Annotated in this window: 18 protein-coding genes and 1 pseudogene; 4 read left to right on the top strand and 15 right to left on the bottom strand. The window is 65.5% G+C overall.

The features are described from left to right. Positions 1-134: 134 nt before the first annotated feature. From ABZW16_RS00640 to ABZW16_RS00620, 5 genes are all read right to left on the bottom strand, one after another. Positions 135-2,390 carry a bifunctional SulP family inorganic anion transporter/carbonic anhydrase gene (locus ABZW16_RS00640; protein ID WP_354950665.1) on the bottom strand — a complete coding sequence of 752 codons (2,256 nt, stop codon included), beginning with the start codon at positions 2,388-2,390 and terminating at the stop codon, positions 135-137. 223 nt (positions 2,391-2,613) lie between these two features. Then, on the bottom strand, positions 2,614-4,944 hold the full coding sequence (locus tag ABZW16_RS00635; protein ID WP_354950663.1) for a bifunctional SulP family inorganic anion transporter/carbonic anhydrase: 2,331 nt from the start codon (positions 4,942-4,944) through the stop codon (positions 2,614-2,616). Positions 4,945-5,296: 352 nt separating this feature from the next. Then, the gene (locus ABZW16_RS00630) at positions 5,297-5,854 is read right to left on the bottom strand and encodes a helix-turn-helix domain-containing protein (RefSeq protein WP_354950661.1); all 558 of its coding nucleotides are present in this window, start codon (positions 5,852-5,854) and stop codon (positions 5,297-5,299) included. A 186-nt stretch (positions 5,855-6,040) separates the two neighbouring features. After that, positions 6,041-6,241 (bottom strand): hypothetical protein, encoded by a 201-nt coding sequence (locus tag ABZW16_RS00625; RefSeq protein WP_354950659.1) that lies wholly within the window; start codon positions 6,239-6,241, stop codon positions 6,041-6,043. 47 nt (positions 6,242-6,288) lie between these two features. Beyond that, positions 6,289-7,764, bottom strand: a complete 1,476-nt coding sequence (locus ABZW16_RS00620) for an MFS transporter (RefSeq protein WP_354950657.1) — start codon at positions 7,762-7,764, stop codon at positions 6,289-6,291. Positions 7,765-7,882: 118 nt separating this feature from the next. Between ABZW16_RS00620 and ABZW16_RS00615 the strand changes: the two genes are divergently transcribed. Beyond that, positions 7,883-8,356, top strand: coding sequence for a MarR family transcriptional regulator (locus ABZW16_RS00615; protein ID WP_354950897.1), 474 nt, complete (start codon positions 7,883-7,885; stop codon positions 8,354-8,356). Between the two features lie 209 nt (positions 8,357-8,565). On the opposite strand, the gene ABZW16_RS00610 is transcribed toward ABZW16_RS00615, so the two are convergent. From ABZW16_RS00610 to ABZW16_RS00600, 3 genes are read right to left on the bottom strand one after another with little or no spacing between them, the layout of a single operon-like run. Continuing rightward, positions 8,566-8,943, bottom strand: coding sequence for a DUF4267 domain-containing protein (locus tag ABZW16_RS00610; RefSeq protein ID WP_354950656.1), 378 nt, complete (start codon positions 8,941-8,943; stop codon positions 8,566-8,568). Positions 8,944-8,965: 22 nt separating this feature from the next. Continuing rightward, complete coding sequence (locus tag ABZW16_RS00605) at positions 8,966-9,283, bottom strand: NIPSNAP family protein (protein WP_354950654.1); 318 nt, start codon at positions 9,281-9,283, stop codon at positions 8,966-8,968. Between the two features lie 42 nt (positions 9,284-9,325). Continuing rightward, a complete protein-coding gene (locus ABZW16_RS00600; protein WP_354950652.1) occupies positions 9,326-9,802 on the bottom strand; it encodes a DUF1772 domain-containing protein in 477 nt (158 codons plus the stop codon). A 321-nt stretch (positions 9,803-10,123) separates the two neighbouring features. On the opposite strand from ABZW16_RS00600, the gene ABZW16_RS00595 reads away from it, so the two are divergent. Further along, on the top strand, positions 10,124-10,360 hold the full coding sequence (locus tag ABZW16_RS00595) for a hypothetical protein (RefSeq protein WP_354950650.1): 237 nt from the start codon (positions 10,124-10,126) through the stop codon (positions 10,358-10,360). A gap of 89 nt (positions 10,361-10,449) precedes the next feature. Next, positions 10,450-10,743, top strand: a complete 294-nt coding sequence (locus tag ABZW16_RS00590) for a hypothetical protein (RefSeq protein ID WP_354950648.1) — start codon at positions 10,450-10,452, stop codon at positions 10,741-10,743. Between the two features lie 20 nt (positions 10,744-10,763). Here ABZW16_RS00590 and ABZW16_RS00585 read toward each other — a convergent pair. The 7 genes and pseudogenes from ABZW16_RS00585 to mftA form a co-directional block, all read right to left on the bottom strand. Beyond that, positions 10,764-10,895: pseudogene (locus ABZW16_RS00585) on the bottom strand (methylmalonyl-CoA mutase family protein); the annotation flags it as partial. A gap of 483 nt (positions 10,896-11,378) precedes the next feature. Further along, positions 11,379-11,849 (bottom strand): MarR family transcriptional regulator, encoded by a 471-nt coding sequence (locus ABZW16_RS00580; protein ID WP_354950646.1) that lies wholly within the window; start codon positions 11,847-11,849, stop codon positions 11,379-11,381. 322 nt (positions 11,850-12,171) lie between these two features. Continuing rightward, positions 12,172-13,119, bottom strand: a complete 948-nt coding sequence (locus ABZW16_RS00575; protein WP_354950645.1) for an undecaprenyl-diphosphate phosphatase — start codon at positions 13,117-13,119, stop codon at positions 12,172-12,174. Between the two features lie 350 nt (positions 13,120-13,469). Next, positions 13,470-14,795 carry a mycofactocin biosynthesis glycosyltransferase MftF gene (gene mftF / locus ABZW16_RS00570; RefSeq protein ID WP_354950643.1) on the bottom strand — a complete coding sequence of 442 codons (1,326 nt, stop codon included), beginning with the start codon at positions 14,793-14,795 and terminating at the stop codon, positions 13,470-13,472. A gap of 14 nt (positions 14,796-14,809) precedes the next feature. Next, positions 14,810-15,979: a mycofactocin radical SAM maturase gene (mftC, locus tag ABZW16_RS00565; protein ID WP_354950641.1), complete on the bottom strand. Its 1,170-nt coding sequence runs from the start codon at positions 15,977-15,979 to the stop codon at positions 14,810-14,812. After that, a complete protein-coding gene (mftB, locus tag ABZW16_RS00560; protein WP_354950639.1) occupies positions 15,976-16,284 on the bottom strand; it encodes a mycofactocin biosynthesis chaperone MftB in 309 nt (102 codons plus the stop codon). The genes mftC and mftB overlap by 4 nt, the downstream gene beginning before the upstream one ends. After that, positions 16,274-16,432 carry a mycofactocin precursor MftA gene (gene mftA / locus ABZW16_RS00555; protein ID WP_354950637.1) on the bottom strand — a complete coding sequence of 53 codons (159 nt, stop codon included), beginning with the start codon at positions 16,430-16,432 and terminating at the stop codon, positions 16,274-16,276. Before mftA ends, mftB begins: the two co-directional genes overlap by 11 nt. Positions 16,433-16,462: 30 nt before the next feature. Here mftA and mftR point away from each other — a divergent pair, with 30 nt between their 5' ends. Continuing rightward, the gene (gene mftR / locus ABZW16_RS00550) at positions 16,463-17,074 is read left to right on the top strand and encodes a mycofactocin system transcriptional regulator (RefSeq protein WP_354950635.1); all 612 of its coding nucleotides are present in this window, start codon (positions 16,463-16,465) and stop codon (positions 17,072-17,074) included. The last annotated feature ends 37 nt before the right edge of the window (positions 17,075-17,111 follow it).

Genomic DNA, 17,111 nt, shown 5'->3' with positions numbered 1-17,111 from the left:
GGGCCGACGGAACCTCCGCCCGGTATGGCGCGCGACGCGGGCAGACCCGCTGGTCTCGACCGGCCCCGTAACGGATCCGATCGGCGACCCGACTGGACCCGCCCGAAAGATCGGGCGGGTCCGATGTCATCCACTCAGACGAGTTCCGGCGTGCTGCGCGCGCCGGTGTCGTCGATATGGGCGAGCCCGTCCACAGTGACCTCGATGACGCGCGCGCTGGTGATATCGAAGAAGAGCCCCGATACCGTCACACCGCGCTCGGCGATGGCCGCGCGCACCGCGGGATGGCGGTGCAGGGTTTCCAACTGCACGGCCACATTGACCATGCTCAGCTGGTCGACCTCGCCGAATCCGGCGGCCGCCGCCGAGCGCGCCACCGGATGTCCGAGCCGGAACCGCTCCAGACTCGGGTGGGCATGAGCGAGCCAGGGTCCGATTTCCGGACCGGTATCGGTCTCGGTGTGCAGTGCCTTCATCGCGCCGCAGGACGAATGCCCGCACACCACGATGGACCGCACATTCAACTCGTTGAGCGCGAAGACGAGCGCGGCCTGGACCGACGCGTCGCCGCTGACCGGCACCAGATTGCCCACATTGCGGACGGTGAACATGTCACCGGGCCCGCTATTGGTGATGACATTGGGCACCACCCGGGAGTCTGCGCACGTCAGGAAGAAGGTGTCGGGATCCTGGCGGTCCCGCAGTTCGTCCAGGTGCGGACGCACGACATGGGCGTGGCTGCGGTGGTAGGCGGCAACACCCGAGGCGACCCGGTCGGCATTCGCATCGTCGCCGCGCCACGGGCCGAAGATCTCGTCGAGCACCGCGCGCCCGAAGCCGCGGGCGGGCGGGCCCGCGGTCGCGTGCGCCATCCGCGCGCTGCCGATTTCGACGAAATCGACTGTGCCGCCGCCGCTTTCCTGCTGGCGGACCCAATCCTCGATGGCCTCGAAGGCGGCGTGGTCGAGGAAGTCGACGGTCATCTTGACGGTGACATCCACACCCGCAGGCACTTTCGCGAACTCCGTGGACAGTTTCGGCAGCGCCAGGAAGGTGCAGGAACCGTCGATGGTCAGCAGCCAGCGTTGCGAACCGGGAATCTGCTCGGCCGCCACGGCAACCCGCACCACGCGCCACAAAAGCAGCCCGAAGGCCAGTGCCAGACCGATGATCACGCCTTCCAGCAGATTCAGGAAGACCACAGCGACCACGGTAACCGCGTAGATGAACAGATCGCCGGTGCGCTTGGCCAACTTGATGTGGGCCAGCTTGACCAGCTGGATGCCGATGACGATCAGCAGACCGGCGAGCGCGGACTTCGGAATCTGCTGCACCAGCCCGGCCAGCGCGACCGAGAACAGCAGAATCCAGCAGCCGTGCAACACCGCCGAAGCGCGGCTGCTCGCACCGGCCTGCACATTGGTGGCGCTGCGCACGATCACGCCGGTGACCGGCAGACCGCCGAGCAGACCGGAGAGCACATTCGCCGAGCCCTGGCCGATCAGCTCCCGGTCGAAATTGGTGCGCTTCCCGGTGTGCATCTTGTCCACGGCCACCGCCGACAACAGGCTCTCAACGCTGGCGATGAGCGCGATGGTCAGGATCATCAACGCCACGGCGGACCAGTCACCACTGGGGAGCTGCGGCAATCCGATGGCGTCGAACAGCGAGCCGTTCAATACGATTCGCTCGGCCTCGAACGGCAACGCAAGCGACAACACCGTGCCGACCAAAACCGCGACCAGCGGGCCCGGCACGACCTGTAGCTTGGCAGGCATCCGGCGCCAGCCGAGCATGATCGCGATGACCACCACACCGATGATCGCGTCATCGCCGTGCAGCGACAACAGCTGCGACGGCAACTGGGTGACATTGGTCCAGGCAGAACTGTGCGATGACCCACCCAATAGTACGTGGATCTGTTGCAGCGCAATGGTTATGCCGATGCCGGCGAGCATCGCGTGCACCACGACCGGTGTGACGGCCAATGCGGCACGCGCAATCCGGCTGAGCCCGAACAGAATTTGCAGCACACCGGCCGCGACGACAATGAAAGTAGTTATCCGCCAACCGAATTGGTTGATGGATTCGGCGACAACGACGGTGAGGCCAGCCGCCGGTCCGCTGACCTGCAGCACCGAGCCACCCAGTAGGCCAGCGACGACGCCACCGATGACGGCGGCGATGAGTCCGGCGGCAACAGGTGCGCCGGAGGCGACCGCGATGCCGAGGGACAGCGGCAACGCGACCAGGAAGACCACGATCGAGGCGGGCAGATCGTGGCGCAGGATCGATGTCAGACGATCCGAGAGCGGTTCGGAATTGCGATGCCCCTTGCCCAGCTCGGTGGGCGGTATCGGCGGCGCGGCTACGGCACTATCAATAGCCATTGACTTCTCCTTCGCCGACTCGGCGCGAACGCCGAGGTCGGTTGACGATCAACATGTCCAGCAGGGCATAGACCGCGAACCGGCATCTCGCGGTGAAGCAGTTCCCGACACGGCAATGGGTCGAGATGTAAATCGAATCAAGGTTATTAGTAAAGACTTAGCAAAGCCTGAGAAATTGCCGGAGAGTGCCCGAATCCATACCGCCGGATCAGCATGATGTGAGTCATAATCGTGCCGAGTTCGCTTGCCGGGCAGGATCATTCGGCCCGGCTCGACGGCGCGCCCGGCGCTGGACGGGCTCCGCGGCAATACCGCGCACATCGGCCAACTCGTCCAGGGCAGCGACGCTCACCTCATCGTCGAATTCGGCGATACCGTCCATGGTCACCTCGATCACCCGGGCAGTTGCGAGATCGAAGAACAGTCCGGATACCGCGACACCGCGATCCTCGATCCCGCGCCGCACCGCGGGATGGGCGTGCAGGCGCTCCAGTTGCAGCGCCACATTCACCATGCCGAGCTGGTCGACCGGCCCGAATCCGGCGAATGCCGCGGCATCGGCGACCGGATGGCCGAGCCGGAACCGGTCCAGGCTGGGACGCGCGTAGGCGAGCCAATCGCCGAGTCCCGGCCCGGTACGGACCTCGCGATGCAGTGCGTCCATCGCCCCACAACCGGAGTGTCCGCAGACCACCACCGCCCGCACGTCCAGCTTCTCCAGCGCGTAGATCAGCGCGGCCTCCACCGAGACATCACTGCCTCCGACCGGGACCAGGTTGCCCACATTGCGGACGGTGAACAGATCCCCCGGCCCGCTATTGGTGATGACATTCGGCACGATGCGGGCATCGGCGCAGGTCAGGAAGAACGTGTCGGCGTCGGGTCGATTGCGCAACCCATGCAGATGCGGACGCATCAGATGGGCGTGACCGCGGTGATAGGCGGCGATACCCGCGGCAATCCGATCCGCCGAATTGCCCGTGCGCCGCCACGGCCCGATGACCTCGTCGAGAACCTGCCGCGAGCGCCCACGCTCCGGCGGCCCCGCCACGGCGGTCGCCATCCGCGCGCTGCCGATCTCGACGAAATCGACAGTGCCGCCGGCGGCTTCGCGTTGACCGGCCCAGTCGGTGATCAGCTCATAGGAGGCGTGGTCGAGGAAGTCGACGGTCATCTCGATGGTCACATCCACGCCGGAGGGGACCTTGGTGAGCTCCGCGGTCAGCTTGGGCAGCGCCAGGAAGGTGCAGGTGCCGTCGATGGTGACCACCCAGCGCCGCGCACTGGCCACCGGTTCGGCAGTGATCGTCACCCGCACCACCCGCCACAGCAGCAGGGCGAAGGCCAGTACCAGCCCGATCACCATGCCTTCCAGCAGGTTCAGGAATACGACGCCGAGCACCGTTGCCACATAAACGAACAGGTCGCCGGTGCGCCGGGCCAATCGGATATGGGCCAGTTTCACCAACTGCACGCCGATCAGAATGAGCAGCCCGGCCAGCGCCGCCTTGGGAATCTGCTGCACCAGCCCGGCCAGCGCGACCGCGAATAACAGGATCCACACGCCGTGCAGCACCGTCGCGGCCCTGCCCTGCGCGCCCGCGTGGGCATTGGTAATGCTGCGGACGATGACGGCCGCGATCGGCAGGCCGCCGAGCAGGCCCGACACCACATTCGCCGATCCCTGCCCGATCAGTTCGCGATCGAAATTGGTTCGATTGCCGGGTCGCGCTTTATCCACCGCCACCGCCGAGAGCAGGGTCTCCACACTGGCGATGAGCGCGATCGTCACCATGGTCATCGCGACGGCGAGCCAACTGCCGGACGGGATCTCGGGCAGACCGATGGAGTCGGCCAGCGATCCGCTCAGCACGATGCGCTCGACATGGGTCGGTAGCACCAGCGACAGAATCGTGGCGACCACCACCGCGACGAGCGGCCCCGGCACCAGCCGGATCGGGCGCGGGACGAACTTCCAGGCGATCAGGATGACGATCACCACCATGCCGACGAACAGATCACCGCGATGTACCGACATCAACTGGTGTGGCAGCTGGGTAAGGCTGGCGAACGACGAGCTGAGCGAATTGCCACCGAGCAGGATATGGACCTGTTGCAGCGCGATGATGACGCCGATACCGGCGAGCATTGCGTGAATCACCACCGGCGCGATGGCGAGCGCGCCGCGGGCAACGCGGCTGAGCCCGAACAGAATCTGTAGTAAGCCCGCGCCAACGGTGATGAAACAGGTAGCGGCCCAGCCGAATTGGTGCACGCTCTCGGCGACGACGACGGTCAGGCTAGCTGTCGGCCCGCTGACCTGCACTGCCGAACCACCTAGTAGTCCGGCGACGACACCGCCGACGACGGCGGCAATGAGGCCGGCGGCTACCGGGGCGCCGGAGGCGACTGCGATACCTAGCGAAAGTGGTAGTGCGACAAGGAAAACCACAACCGAGGCGGGGACATCATGACGGCCGACGGCGGCGAGACTTGCTGGAAGACTTGCGCGAAGCGGCGACGTCCGCGGTGCGGAATCGGTGTCGGTGGACATTATTCTCCTTCGCCGAAACGGCGTGGAGCCGATCGGTTCTTCGGTCGAACATGTACTGGCATCGAAAACGAGCGGCGGGCGGAGCTGGTGGAGCGAGAACGCTGAGTGCCTCATGCGCCCGCATAGAGCGACTTCGTCGAGCAATGACCCGGTGTCGTGAAGGCCAGGCGCAATAGTAAAGACTTCGCAAAGCGTATGGAAAGCTATATTGTGCTAGTGGGACGAACTGCTACCAAACTGTGACCCAAGTCACAGTTTACCAAGTAGTTCCCAGCCCCGAGGCCGGTCGCAGAGTCAGCCGATCACGGCGACGCAGTGAACGACAGCGCGAACGCCGGGCGACGCACCCACATCACCGAGTCAGCCCGCGCTCCAACAGCGCCCAAGCCTGTTGCGCCATTTGCCGTTTCGACCGCCCGTCGGTCTTCAGCAGAATCGCAGCCAGCATCGCCACGGCCATGAATACGTCCGCCGCAGTGACGTCCGCGCGCAATGAACCGCGCTGGGCCGGATCCTCCAGTTTGCCCGCGACGAGACTCATCAGACGCGCGGCCACCTCGCCAACGCGCGGATCGTCGGTTCCGGAGGGATTGATGATCGCCACGAATGCGGCCGAGTTGGTGATCTGCTCGACAATGACCGCCAGGACATCGTCGACGGTGGTCGACGGATCCGCCGCGAGCTCTTCGACCTCGGCGATATTCTCCTCGAATACCGCGAGTGCCAGGCTCTCCCTGGTCGGAAAATGCCGATACAGCACACCCTGGCCGACCCCGGCGGTGCGCGCGATGGAACTCAGCGTGGCATCGAAACCGTTCTCCGCGAATACTTCCCGCGCCGCCCGAATGAGAGCTGCCCGATTGCCGGCCGCAGCCTTCGGCCCCCTGTTCGCGCGACCCGAGGCTGTCATCGTTGCAACGTTATCGCACCGAACGGCGCCGCTCCCGCGACGGCGGGCAATGCCGACGCATAGCTCGCAGACACGGCGAGCAGGTATGACCCGCCCCTCGACAGCGGCCGGTCGGCGGGCTGAGCCGCGACACTCGGCGACCGCCGCAGTTGAACAGGAGGCACCGAGCGCAACTCCCGGATGCGATCAGTCGTAGGTGACGACGACCTTCTCTGCCGCCCCCGGGGTCAGGGTCAGCTCGAATGCCTTGTGCACGTCGGCGAACGGCACTCGGTGGCTGATCAAGCGCGCGAAAAGTTCCGTATGCTCGGCGATTACGGGGGTGACTTCGAAGATCTCGGTCGGATATCCCTGGGAGGCAAAGATGGTCATCTCGTTGCGCAGCATCGCGCCGATATCGAATCCCCCGGGAGTTGGCGATCGGCGATCGGGTCTCAGACCCGAGAAGCGACCTTCGGCTCGTCGACGATCCGGTCCGCGACCGCCGCACGCCGGACCGGAATGGTCAGTGCGACCGCCGCGCCGAGCAGGGCCACGCCGCAGCCGATCAGCAGGCCGACGCGGAAACCGTTCTCGGTCGGAATGGCGTGGGTGCCCATAGTGATGGTCATTTGCGCCAGCACCGCACCGATCACCGCCGCCGCCACCGAGGTACCGACCGAGCGCATGAGCGTATTGAAGCTATTGGCCGCAGCGGTCTCCGAGACCGGCACCGCGCCCATGATCAGGGCGGGCATTGCGCCATAGGCGAATCCGACGCCGGTGCTGATCACCAGGGTCACCACCAGCAGACCCCACGCAGAGCCCATGAGCGCCATCGAAATTCCGTAGCCGAGCGCGATGATGAGGCCACCCGTGACCAAGGTGACCTTGGGGCCGCGCGCCGCCGACAACTTCGCACCGAGGGGCGAGATCACCATCATCGTCAGACCGGACGGCGCCATCCACAGACCCATCGCCATCATCGACTGGCCGAGACCGTAGCCGGTGGCCGCGGGCAGCTGCAGCAACTGGGGCACGAGCAATGCCTGCGCGTACATGGCCATCGCGATGACGACCGATGCGGCATTGGTCAGCAGCACCTGCGGACGTGCCGTCACGCGCAGATCGACGAGCGGATCCGAGCTGCGCAACTCCCACCAGCCCCAGATCGCGAGCACCACAACCGCGGCAGCGAAGAGTCCGAGGATGCTGCCGCTGGTCCAGCCCCACGCCGCGCCCTTCGATACCGCGAGCAGGAGGCAGACCAGTCCGGTGCCGAGCCCGATCGCGCCCAGTACGTCGAAGCGTCCCGCAGCGGCGGCGGGCGAAGTGTCCGGAATCAGCACGAAGATCAAGGTGCCGACGACCGCGGCCAGCACGGCCGTGCCCCAGAACAACACATGCCAATTGCTGTACTGGATAACGGCGGCCGACACCGGCAGACCGAGAGCCGCCCCGATCCCCAGCGATGAACTGATCAAGGCAATGGCCGAACCGAGCCGCTCCGGCGGCAGTAGGTCTCTCAGCGCGCTGATACCGAGCGGCACGATACCGACGCCCATGCCCTGCAGGCCGCGGCCGATGATTATCGGCGCGAGCGAGGTCGCGGTCGCGCACACCGCCGAACCGATGACCAGCGGCACCGTCGAGGCCAGCAGGATGCGGCGCTTGCCGTACATATCGCCGAGCCGCCCGGCTACCGGTGTGGTCACTGCGCCGACGAGCAGGGTCACGGTGACCACCCAGGTGGCATTGGACGCCGTGGTGTTCAGCAGCTGCGGCAGCTGTCCGAGCAGTGGTACCACCAGCGTCTGCGTCAGTGACGCGACGATACCGGCGGTCGCCAACACCGCCAGGATGCCGCCCGGGCGGGCGGAGTCGAGCTTGTCCACGCGAATCTCCCTCGATCTCGAATCGATTTGCACCATACAATCAATATGTATGATGCATGCCAATTGCATAATACAAAGAGTATGTGTGATGCACATCTTCGGCGCAATTCCGGCCCGCACCTCCCGCAGCGCGGCGGATCAACGGAAGGACGGCATGGATAAGCCCGTACACCTGGTCGAATTCGAAACCATGCTGCTGAGCAGGTATCAGCTGAGCTCACGCCGCCGCGCGCACGGAATGCTCGAACGCAGCGCCTACGTGCTGCTGAGTCGGCTGGCGATCGACGGCCCGCGGTCCATCAGGCAGCTCAGCGACGCCCTGCACCTGGACGCGTCCACCCTCAGCCGCCAGATCGCCGCACTGCTGCGCGACCGACTGGTCGAACGCATTCCCGACCCCGATGGCGGTATGGCGCGCAAGTTCCGCACCACTGCGGAGGGCGAGCATCGACTCGAGGCCGAACGCGCTGCCATCATCAGCGGCCTCGAACGCGTCATGCGCGACTGGACACCCCACGACGTGACCGCATTCGCCGACTACCTCCGGCGCTTCAACAGCAGCATCGAGCAGATCGATGGCCGCCCCTGGCCGCGACCGATTGCCAGCGGCCGGCTTCGTTATCGATGACGAGACGATCAAGCCGATGGGAGCGGGGCTCGACCGAAGCGCACCGTCCGACTCGGGCGCAATGCCGAGGTTCGGGCGACCGATCAGCTGATCAAGGAAATATGGGGAGCAATGATCGAAACCTGTGGGTGAGCCTCGGTGTGGCGGTGTGAAAGCGGGCGCACCATCCCGAGGATGATCTTCACGGGATCAACGTCGGGTCTTGCTCCCTAGGAAATGAGTAGGAGCGCAGAAGTGATGAGCATGACGGCGGCGGTGAGGCCGTGGACCCCATAGGCGATTGACTTGGGGCCGCCGTGGCCGAGCACGATGGCCGCGTCGCCGAGCGGAATGATGGTGGCGGCCAGCATCATCCAGCCAAGCGGGTGCGCGGCACCTGCGGCCATCAGAGTCAAGACGATCAACCCCGACGCGATGTCGCGAACGCCCTTGACGCTCAAGTAGGCGCCGGCGGCTTTTTGGCTGAGATCTGGTTGCACGCCGTAGCCGGCGGCCGCGACGCGCGGCGCGACGATAAAGCGTGCGCCGATGAATATGATGCCCGCACCGATGAGTCCGGCGAGCGTGTATGCGATGGCGGTGGTCATGTCGAGCACCCCTGGGGTGTTATCAGTGAATCGGCGAGAAGGATGTCGGGTCGAGCAGTACCGCTTGAACGTCGATGATCTCGTTGGGATCGAAGCCCGCCATATCGGCGGCGAATTGGGGGCTGGCCATGATATGCCGGGTGAGTTGTTCGGGCTCGGCGCCGGGCGGGTAACGGATCAGCGCGACGACTCGATTCGCGCCGTCGCTTCGCTCGGTCCATACACCATGGGTGGTGACCCCGAATGTCTGGAAGGTTGTCAGGTGGCGGGCCCAGTGAACCGTCGCGTATTGCTGGAGAGCTTCGGGCGATCGCAGGGTGTAGATCCTGAGCTGAAACATAATGCTGTGCTCCTTCGGTTGATATCGGCTGGTGTGGGCGTGTCAGATCATCAGCGCCACACATAGGGCGGCCAGTGCTAGAGCCTGTAGCATCGCGCGGGCGCCGATGATCGAATCCCACTTTGCTTGCAGCGCACGCCCGTTCGGTAGCGGCTGGTTGGCGTCGGCGGCCGCTGTCAGCTGTCGGTTGATCGGTGCACTTACCTGTGTGTAGAGCACAAGCCAGACCAACAGCAGGACCAGCGCGGCGCCCACCGCGATCGCTCGAGTCCAGTGTGCGGTGACACCGGCCGACACCCCGCTTACCGCGGCGGCGAAAAACCCGAGCACCCAGGGCACCGGCATGCGCCGGTCGCCGTAGCGATGCACGCTTCCCGTCACCGCGACCAGGGCATTGTCGTCGACCAAAGCCAAGGCCGGTCGCAGCACGACCGCGCAAAACACGTCGGTGCCGTAGACCACCGCGGTACCCAGCACCGCGATCAGGGCGGCGGAACGAGTGATGAGGTCCAAGACCATGTCGAAACTCCTCTCAGCTGCCAATTGCTAGCAACGCTAACCCCTCGTGTCAGCACAGTCAATAGCAATGCTAGATCTTCTAGCCTTGATATAAACGGCGTGGCCATGGAGGATCGCCGTGAGCGTGAGCGGGCGGCGCCCGCGCCGTCGCCGAATCCAAGGGTCGTCACATCGGCCGACCCACCTCCTGGCCCGACGACAAGATCGCCTACGCACGGCTGCTCCGTGAATAGGAAACAGCCTCGGCGAAATCACGAGCAAGACCAGCATCCCGAAGACATCACTGCACCGCTACCTGACGCTGGCAACCGAACAAGAACAGTGATCGCGGGCCGTTACCTGGCCGAACAGGGCTTCATGTACCTGGTGACACGGTCGTGGCACCCCGACTTGCCGCTGCGCCGTATTGCCGTCAGATATCCGATGTCGCTGGCGGCGGGACGCCGCGCCCGCGTCCTCGACGGGCTACTCGGCAGCACCAGGGAGCTGACCCGCGAGGCCGAGACCCGGATCCGCATACAGGGCTCGACGCCCAGATCGGCGAAGTTGTCCCGCTGAGTGGACACAACCACTGAAGTGACCATGAATTCCTGGTACTACGGCAATGACCGCACGCATCACCACCCGCCGATCAAGGCCAGCTGATCATGAAACTCTTCCGCACCGCGATCGGATACCTGCGCAGCGATGTATCCGGCACCCGCCAGGCCTGGGATGAGATCCAGATCCGCAGCCTGGCGGGACGCCTCGGCTACACCCTCGCCAAGACCGTGACCTGCAATGGCAGCATGGACGACCCGATGGCCCGGCTCATCACGACGGTCCGCACAACGGCCGCCGATGCGGTCATCACACCCGATGTCACCCACCTCGGCGGAACCGTCCCCGCAGCACTCGACCGAGCCGCCGCCGTGATCACGATTGCCCCGGACCCCGCATAAACCATCCGATAGCACCGAGCCGACATCCCCTGTACCGCGTTCGCGCCCGCATCGCGAAAGTGCGCGCCCGCCACCGAGATCGCGTTGAACCGCGACACCTCCGCGGCGCAGAACTCGATAATGTCGGCGATCAGCCGCAGCGAGGGTTCCGGCAGCAGACCTCCTCGCTCACTTCCAGATCATCGGTGTCGTGGCTATCGGCCGACCGACACTGCTGTCCCTCGGCCGGGCCGGAGCATGCCGGAATCGCCTTCAGCTCCCTATGGCCGCAGACCTACATCGCGACCTCGACGGTCACCGGTCTCCAGGACGACGCGAACCAGCCGGCCGCCGCACGTGGCCTGGAGATCATGGCCGACGCCGCCGTCGAAATCGTTCCCGCCCCGCAGATCAGCTCCCCGGCAACTATTTCATCGACGCGAACATGCGGCGCCGGAGTTGACGACCTGTCCCACTACGGCGATGGCGACCACCCCTCCCGGACCTCTTCCGCAACTGAGCGAAAGTCATTGCTGGACATGACCATTGATGCCAGCGGGGGGAACGCCACGGAGGTGGACTTCAGGTCCGGCGGAAGGACGGGGTATGCAGGTGAACCCGGCTGTGGCCGGGTAGGGCGAGCCTCCCCCCGTCGATCAACGCTCGGAGGGTGCGGATCGAGGCCATGCGCGGCCCTCCAGTCGCTCGATATCAGCGTTGAAGCGGCGCAGATAGGCCGCGAATCCGGCGACTTCCTCGGGGGTCCAGTCGGCGAGCACCTCACCGAGGCCCTCGATATTGGCGGTGCGTTCCAGTTCGAGTCGGTGCTGCCCCTCGTCGGTAATGCGGAATTTTCGGGCCATGCCGCCCTCGGGGTCCGGGATGCGTTCGACGAGTCCGTCACTGAGCATGGCGTTCGTCTGGCGGTGCACGGTGGACGAGTCGAGGCCAAAGGCGTCGCTGAGTTGGCCGACCGACATCGGGCCCTCGACCGCGATACGGCTCAGCAGCACATAGGAGCTGTAGCGGTCGATATGGGCACCCTCGCGCCTGCGGGAGGTGCTCGGGTTCATCCGCCGTCCGAGCAGCATGGTCTCCAGCTCGATTTCATCGATTGGCTTATCCATCCCGACCCTTCCCGCCGATGCGCAGCAGCCCGCGACCGGACCCGTGGTGCAGATATAGCACAGCGGCGATCCCCCCTCTTGACGCCCACCGCGGTTTCCCGCAGATTACGAAACCTACCGGACACTATTGTCCGGTAGGCGGATTCGCACTCCCGTGACATCCGATGTCCGCTGCCACCCGCAGTTCCCGCGGGGAACGACTACCGACGAAGGTTTGGAATGGCATCAATCGCGCCGATCACTGTTGACCGGGGCTGCCACGGCCTTTACCGGCGATCGCCCGCGGGACCGTGCACCGCCGAAGGGTCGCACCAGCAGAGCGTCAGCTGAATCGGATGATCGAAAGTGTCCCGACGACAACGCAGTACAACGCGAACGGCAGCAGTCTGTGCGTTCGGAAGTACCGCTCCAGGAACCGCACCGCCAGCCACGACGACACTCCGGATGCGATGGCACCGACGAGCACTGGTCCCCGGATGCCAATGGTCTGCGGCCCGAACAGTTCCGGCATTTCCAGCAACCCCGCGCCCAGGATCGCCGGAGTGGCCAGCAAGAAGGCGAATTTCGCCGCGTGCTCATGTTCGAGACCACGCCACAAACCGCCGACCATCGTCAGACCCGCGCGGCTGAATCCGGCCAGCAGCGCGCCGACCTGGGCGAAGCCGATACCGACGGCATCACCGAAACCGAGTGCGGCCAGTGGTCGATCGGATTGGCGGCGCGTTTCCGCTTCGGCGGTGAGCACGCCGCCGTGCTGGCTCCGTAGGGCGAACCGACGCCCGTATTCCGCGAGTGTCGGTTCGTTGCGGCGGCGCAACCCCTCGCCGACGAACAGCACGACGCCGTTCAGCGTCAGAAAGATGCTCGCGTAGATCGGCGCAGCGAACAGCGCGTGCAGCGGATGGTCCAGCAACGGCCCGAGCACACCGACCGGGACGGTGGCGATCACGATCAGCCACGCCAGCCGCTGCGGAATGGTGTCGAGCCGCCTGGTCCGCAAAGTCGTGATGAAACCCGCGACAATGGCACACCAATCACGCCGGTAATAGCCGAGCAGCGCCACCGCCGTCGCCACATGCAGTGCGACGACGAATGCCAGATACGGTGTGTGCGTGGCGGACTCGCCGCCTTGGCTGGCCAACTGCATCCAATCACCGCCGAGCCACGCGACGAGCAGCACCGTGTGCCCGAGGCTCGAGATGGGAAACAGTTCGGTGATCCCCTGCACCGCACCGATAACCGTCGCTTGAAAGTAGGTGAGCATCGTCACGAGTGTCGCACGTCGGACATCAGCAACCCCGCAACGGCCCCTGCCCGAACCCCCCTCTGCCCGAGTACCTTTCGTCTCATGAGGCAAGTCCGCAGCGGGTAGCGCAGCACCGTTGACATCGCTCGGGCGGAGCGAAAAATCCTCTCCCGCAGCCATGCTTCCAGCCGGATTGCGGTTGCGTTGCGATCCACGAATGTATGTGGGCCTGATGACCGATAGCGTGCACGGTCCGTCGACCAGCACCCGCGCGCCGATCCGGCTATGGCGGCCACGAAGCGCCCCCTGACCGAGCGACTGTCAGCGAAAACCCGGACAGCGAGATCGCCTCCAGGGCGGCATCAGCCGACGTCTCAGCCCGGCACGTCCTGGGATCTATTGCGTTGCGGCAGTAATGGTTCCGCCTTGCGATGCCGGAAGCAACCCGCCCATACGCCGAGGCCGTAGGCGAGATCCGCGGCAATGCGCGGACACGGGTTCCGGCCGCGGGTGAGGTCCACGACCGCCGCCGAGAGCACGGCCCCCGCCAGCACCACGCGGCCACGACGGCTCAGCAATGCCAACGGCCACCACACCCGACGCAACGCATCGGCGGCCTGACGGATGAGCGCGAATTGTCCGGCAGCCGCGACAGTTGATGCCGCCCGCACTGGTATGCCGTGCCCGTGCAGGCGGTGCGCCGACCGTCCGGCGTCCAGGATGCCCGACGCCACGGCCACCGCGGGATGGCCGGTGAGCACCAACGCGCATTGTGCGGCAAACACTTTCGGCAGGTGGGCGCAACCCAGCCGCCCCGGATGCCGGGCCGCGAGCGGCGCCGCCGAGGTGCCGTAGTCGTATTGCTGGCGCAGCCATGCGCGCACGGTGGCGCGCGGTGCATGGCGGACAATCGAAAAGGGCTGATAACGCACGGTTTTTCCGGTGGCAAGCAGTCGCCACACCAGGTCGACATCCTCGCCGAAGCGCAAGTCTTCGTCGAATCCGCCGATGGCCTCCAGATCCGAGCGGCGAACCACCAGCGCGGCGGTGGGCACATAGCGGACCCGGCCGTCGTGGCGCACCGTAGCCGGATCCGGTCCCATATCCAGGCTCGAACGGTCCATCTCGTATCGCCCGAGCGGTCCATCGGGCAATGATCGGATCCGGGGCGCGACGGCGGCCACCGACGGGTCGTCGAAGAGCGGGAGCACTTTGTCCAACCACCCTCGATCAGGGATGGTGTCCGAGTCGAGAAAGGCGATCAACGGGGTACGGGCAAGCCGCCGACCCGCATTACGCGCTGCCGCCGGTCCACGCGAATCACTGTGGCGAACAGCCACTTCCGGCAGTGGTACCGACGATCCGTCATCGACGACGACGCGATGCGGCAGATCCGCAGTCGCGGCGAACAACCGCTCGAGGCCGACCGGATTGTTCTTCACCGGCACGACCAAGGTCACATCATCGTGGGTAAGCGCTCCCCCATCCGGTACCGGGTGCATGATTCCGGCGTCCAGCATCCGGCGGGCCAGCGCCTGCTCGTGCGGCCGTGCACCGACCGGCTCACCTGCCGACCACGCATCGACACACTCGACCCCCACCGGACCGAGGCGAAGCAGCCGCAGCGGTGCACCGCCCACTAGGATCCGCCCGCCTTGAAACCGGCGCACCCGGGTATCCAAGCGCAGCCGGACCGTCACGACATCGAACTCGATCAGTGCAGGCCCGCCACGGGACTGGTATCGCAGGCACGGTCCGGGATGCGGCCGACGGACGGCAGCCCAAGTGTCACCGATCGCCTGCCGGTGCGGGAATGATCCTTATCCGGGTGCGGCGGTGCGCCCGCCGCGGCGAGCGCCAATTCGGCATTGCCGCGCACACATTCGGGGTCCGGGCCGTCCAGCGGCAGTCCGGTGAAGAACTTCGCGGCCATGCAGCCGCCCTTGCACGCGTCGTACGCCGAGCACGATACGCACGCGCCGCCCGTCTGTGGCTTGCGCAGCTCGGTGAACAGTTCCGAAGTGCGCCACACGGTTTCGAAGCCACCCGGCTCGCGGACATTGCCCGCGAGGAATTCGTCGTGGATGGCGAACGGACAGGCGTAGACATCACCGACGGGATCGATCAGACAGACCACCCGTCCCGCACCGCACAGATTCAAACCGGGCAGCGGTGTCGAGCCGAGGGCGTTGAGATGGAAGAACGAGTCGCCGGTCAGCACCTTTTCACCATTGGCGACCAGCCAGTCGTAGATCCGCAGTTGCTGGTCCGTGGTGGGGTGCAGGTCGTTCCAGACATCCGCGCCCCGGCCGGACGGTCGCAACCGGGTAATGCGCAGCTGGGCGCCGAATTCATCTGCGATGGACTTGAATTCGTCGAGTTGGGCCACATTGTGGCGGGTCATGACCACCGAGATCTTGAAGTTCTCGAAGCCCGCATCGGCGAGATTTCGCATGGCACGGTGGGCCATGGCGAATGAGCCGGGACCCCGGACCGCGTCATTGACCTCGGCGGTGGCGCCGTCGATGGAGATCTGGACGTCCACGTAATCGGTGGCCGCTAGCCGTCGCGCACGCTCGGGGGTGATCCGAACTCCATTGGTGGAGAATTTGACTCCGACCTGGTGGTCGATCGCGTAGTCGAGCAGTTCCCAGAAGTCCGGCCGAATGGTCGGCTCACCGCCGCCGATATTGACGTAGAACACCTGCATACGCTGCAGTTCATCGATTACCGACCGGCATTCGGCGGTGCTGAGCTCGCGTGGATCACGTCGCCCCGACGAGGACAGGCAGTGCTCACACGCCAGATTGCAGGCGTAGGTCAGCTCCCAGGTCAGACAGATCGGCGCGTCCAGGCCGTGTTCGAAATGCTCTACCAGTTTCATGATCGTTCCTGTCCGCATTCGACCGTCCGGGGCCGGATGGTGCCCGCCTCGGACAATCCGGCAAGCGCACGCAGATAGCGGTCGTGTTCCGCGGCCGGGACCCCGGCCGTCGCGAGCGCGGCAGTCACGTCGGGCTGATGTGCCAGCTCCCGCACGACCGATACCAGCAAGGGGGACTTCAGAAAGGAGAGTCGGCGCGTCCCGAAGTCGTACAGCAGGGCACCGAACCGTTCGGGCCGCAACGACACCGACGCCGCCAGTGCGTACGGGCGGGCCGGGTCGAAGGGCCTGGTCTCAGTAGACACCGCACATGCCATCGATCGACACATCCTCCACCAGCAGGTCCGCTTCGACGGCGGTGTCGTCGTCGGTGCGGGTAGCGGTCGGCTCGGTCTCCACTCGGCGCATGACATGCTCCTCGATATCGAAGGTCGGATCTGTGATCAGGAGCATAATGTCACCGAGTGTCGAAATGGAAGGGCAATGACCGTTCAGCGGGCGGCCGCGCAGCGCAACCGGCGCGGAAGACGCCCCTCGACCAGTGCGATCGAACTGGAACATGCCGCATTCGAACTCTTCGAGCGCAATGGATTCGACGCGACCACGGTCGAGGACATCGCCGCCGCGGTCGGCATCACCAAACGCACGTTCTTCCGCTACTTCGATTCCAAGAACGATGTCGTCTGGGGTGACTTCAGCGAACAGTTGCGGGTGATGCGCGAGCGGTTCGCCCGCTGTCCCGCCGACCAGCCGATCATGGACGCGGTTCGCACCGTGGTAGTGGATTTCAATCGCTTCGACGCCGCGGCACTGCCCCGGCACCGCCAGCGCATGCGCCTGATCCTCACGGTTCCGGCGCTGCAGGCACATTCGACACTGCGGTACCGCGAATGGCGCGACGTCGTCGCCGAATTCGCCGCCACCCGGCTCGGGGTATCGCCTCGGGACCTCATTCCGCAGGCCCTCGGCTATTCGGCACTCGGCGTCGCCATCGCCGCCTACGACACTTGGCTCGCCATCCCCGGCACCGATCTCCCCGCCACGCTCGATCGCGCATTGCGCGGCCTCGCCAGCGGATTTGCGCACGCCGAATAAGATTCGACAACATGCCCAGCCCGCGCACAGAGCTGAT

The organism is Nocardia sp. NPDC004604 (assembly GCF_040609795.1).
Lineage (GTDB): Bacteria > Actinomycetota > Actinomycetes > Mycobacteriales > Mycobacteriaceae > Nocardia.
This window is presented reverse-complemented; position numbering and strand designations above follow the sequence as displayed.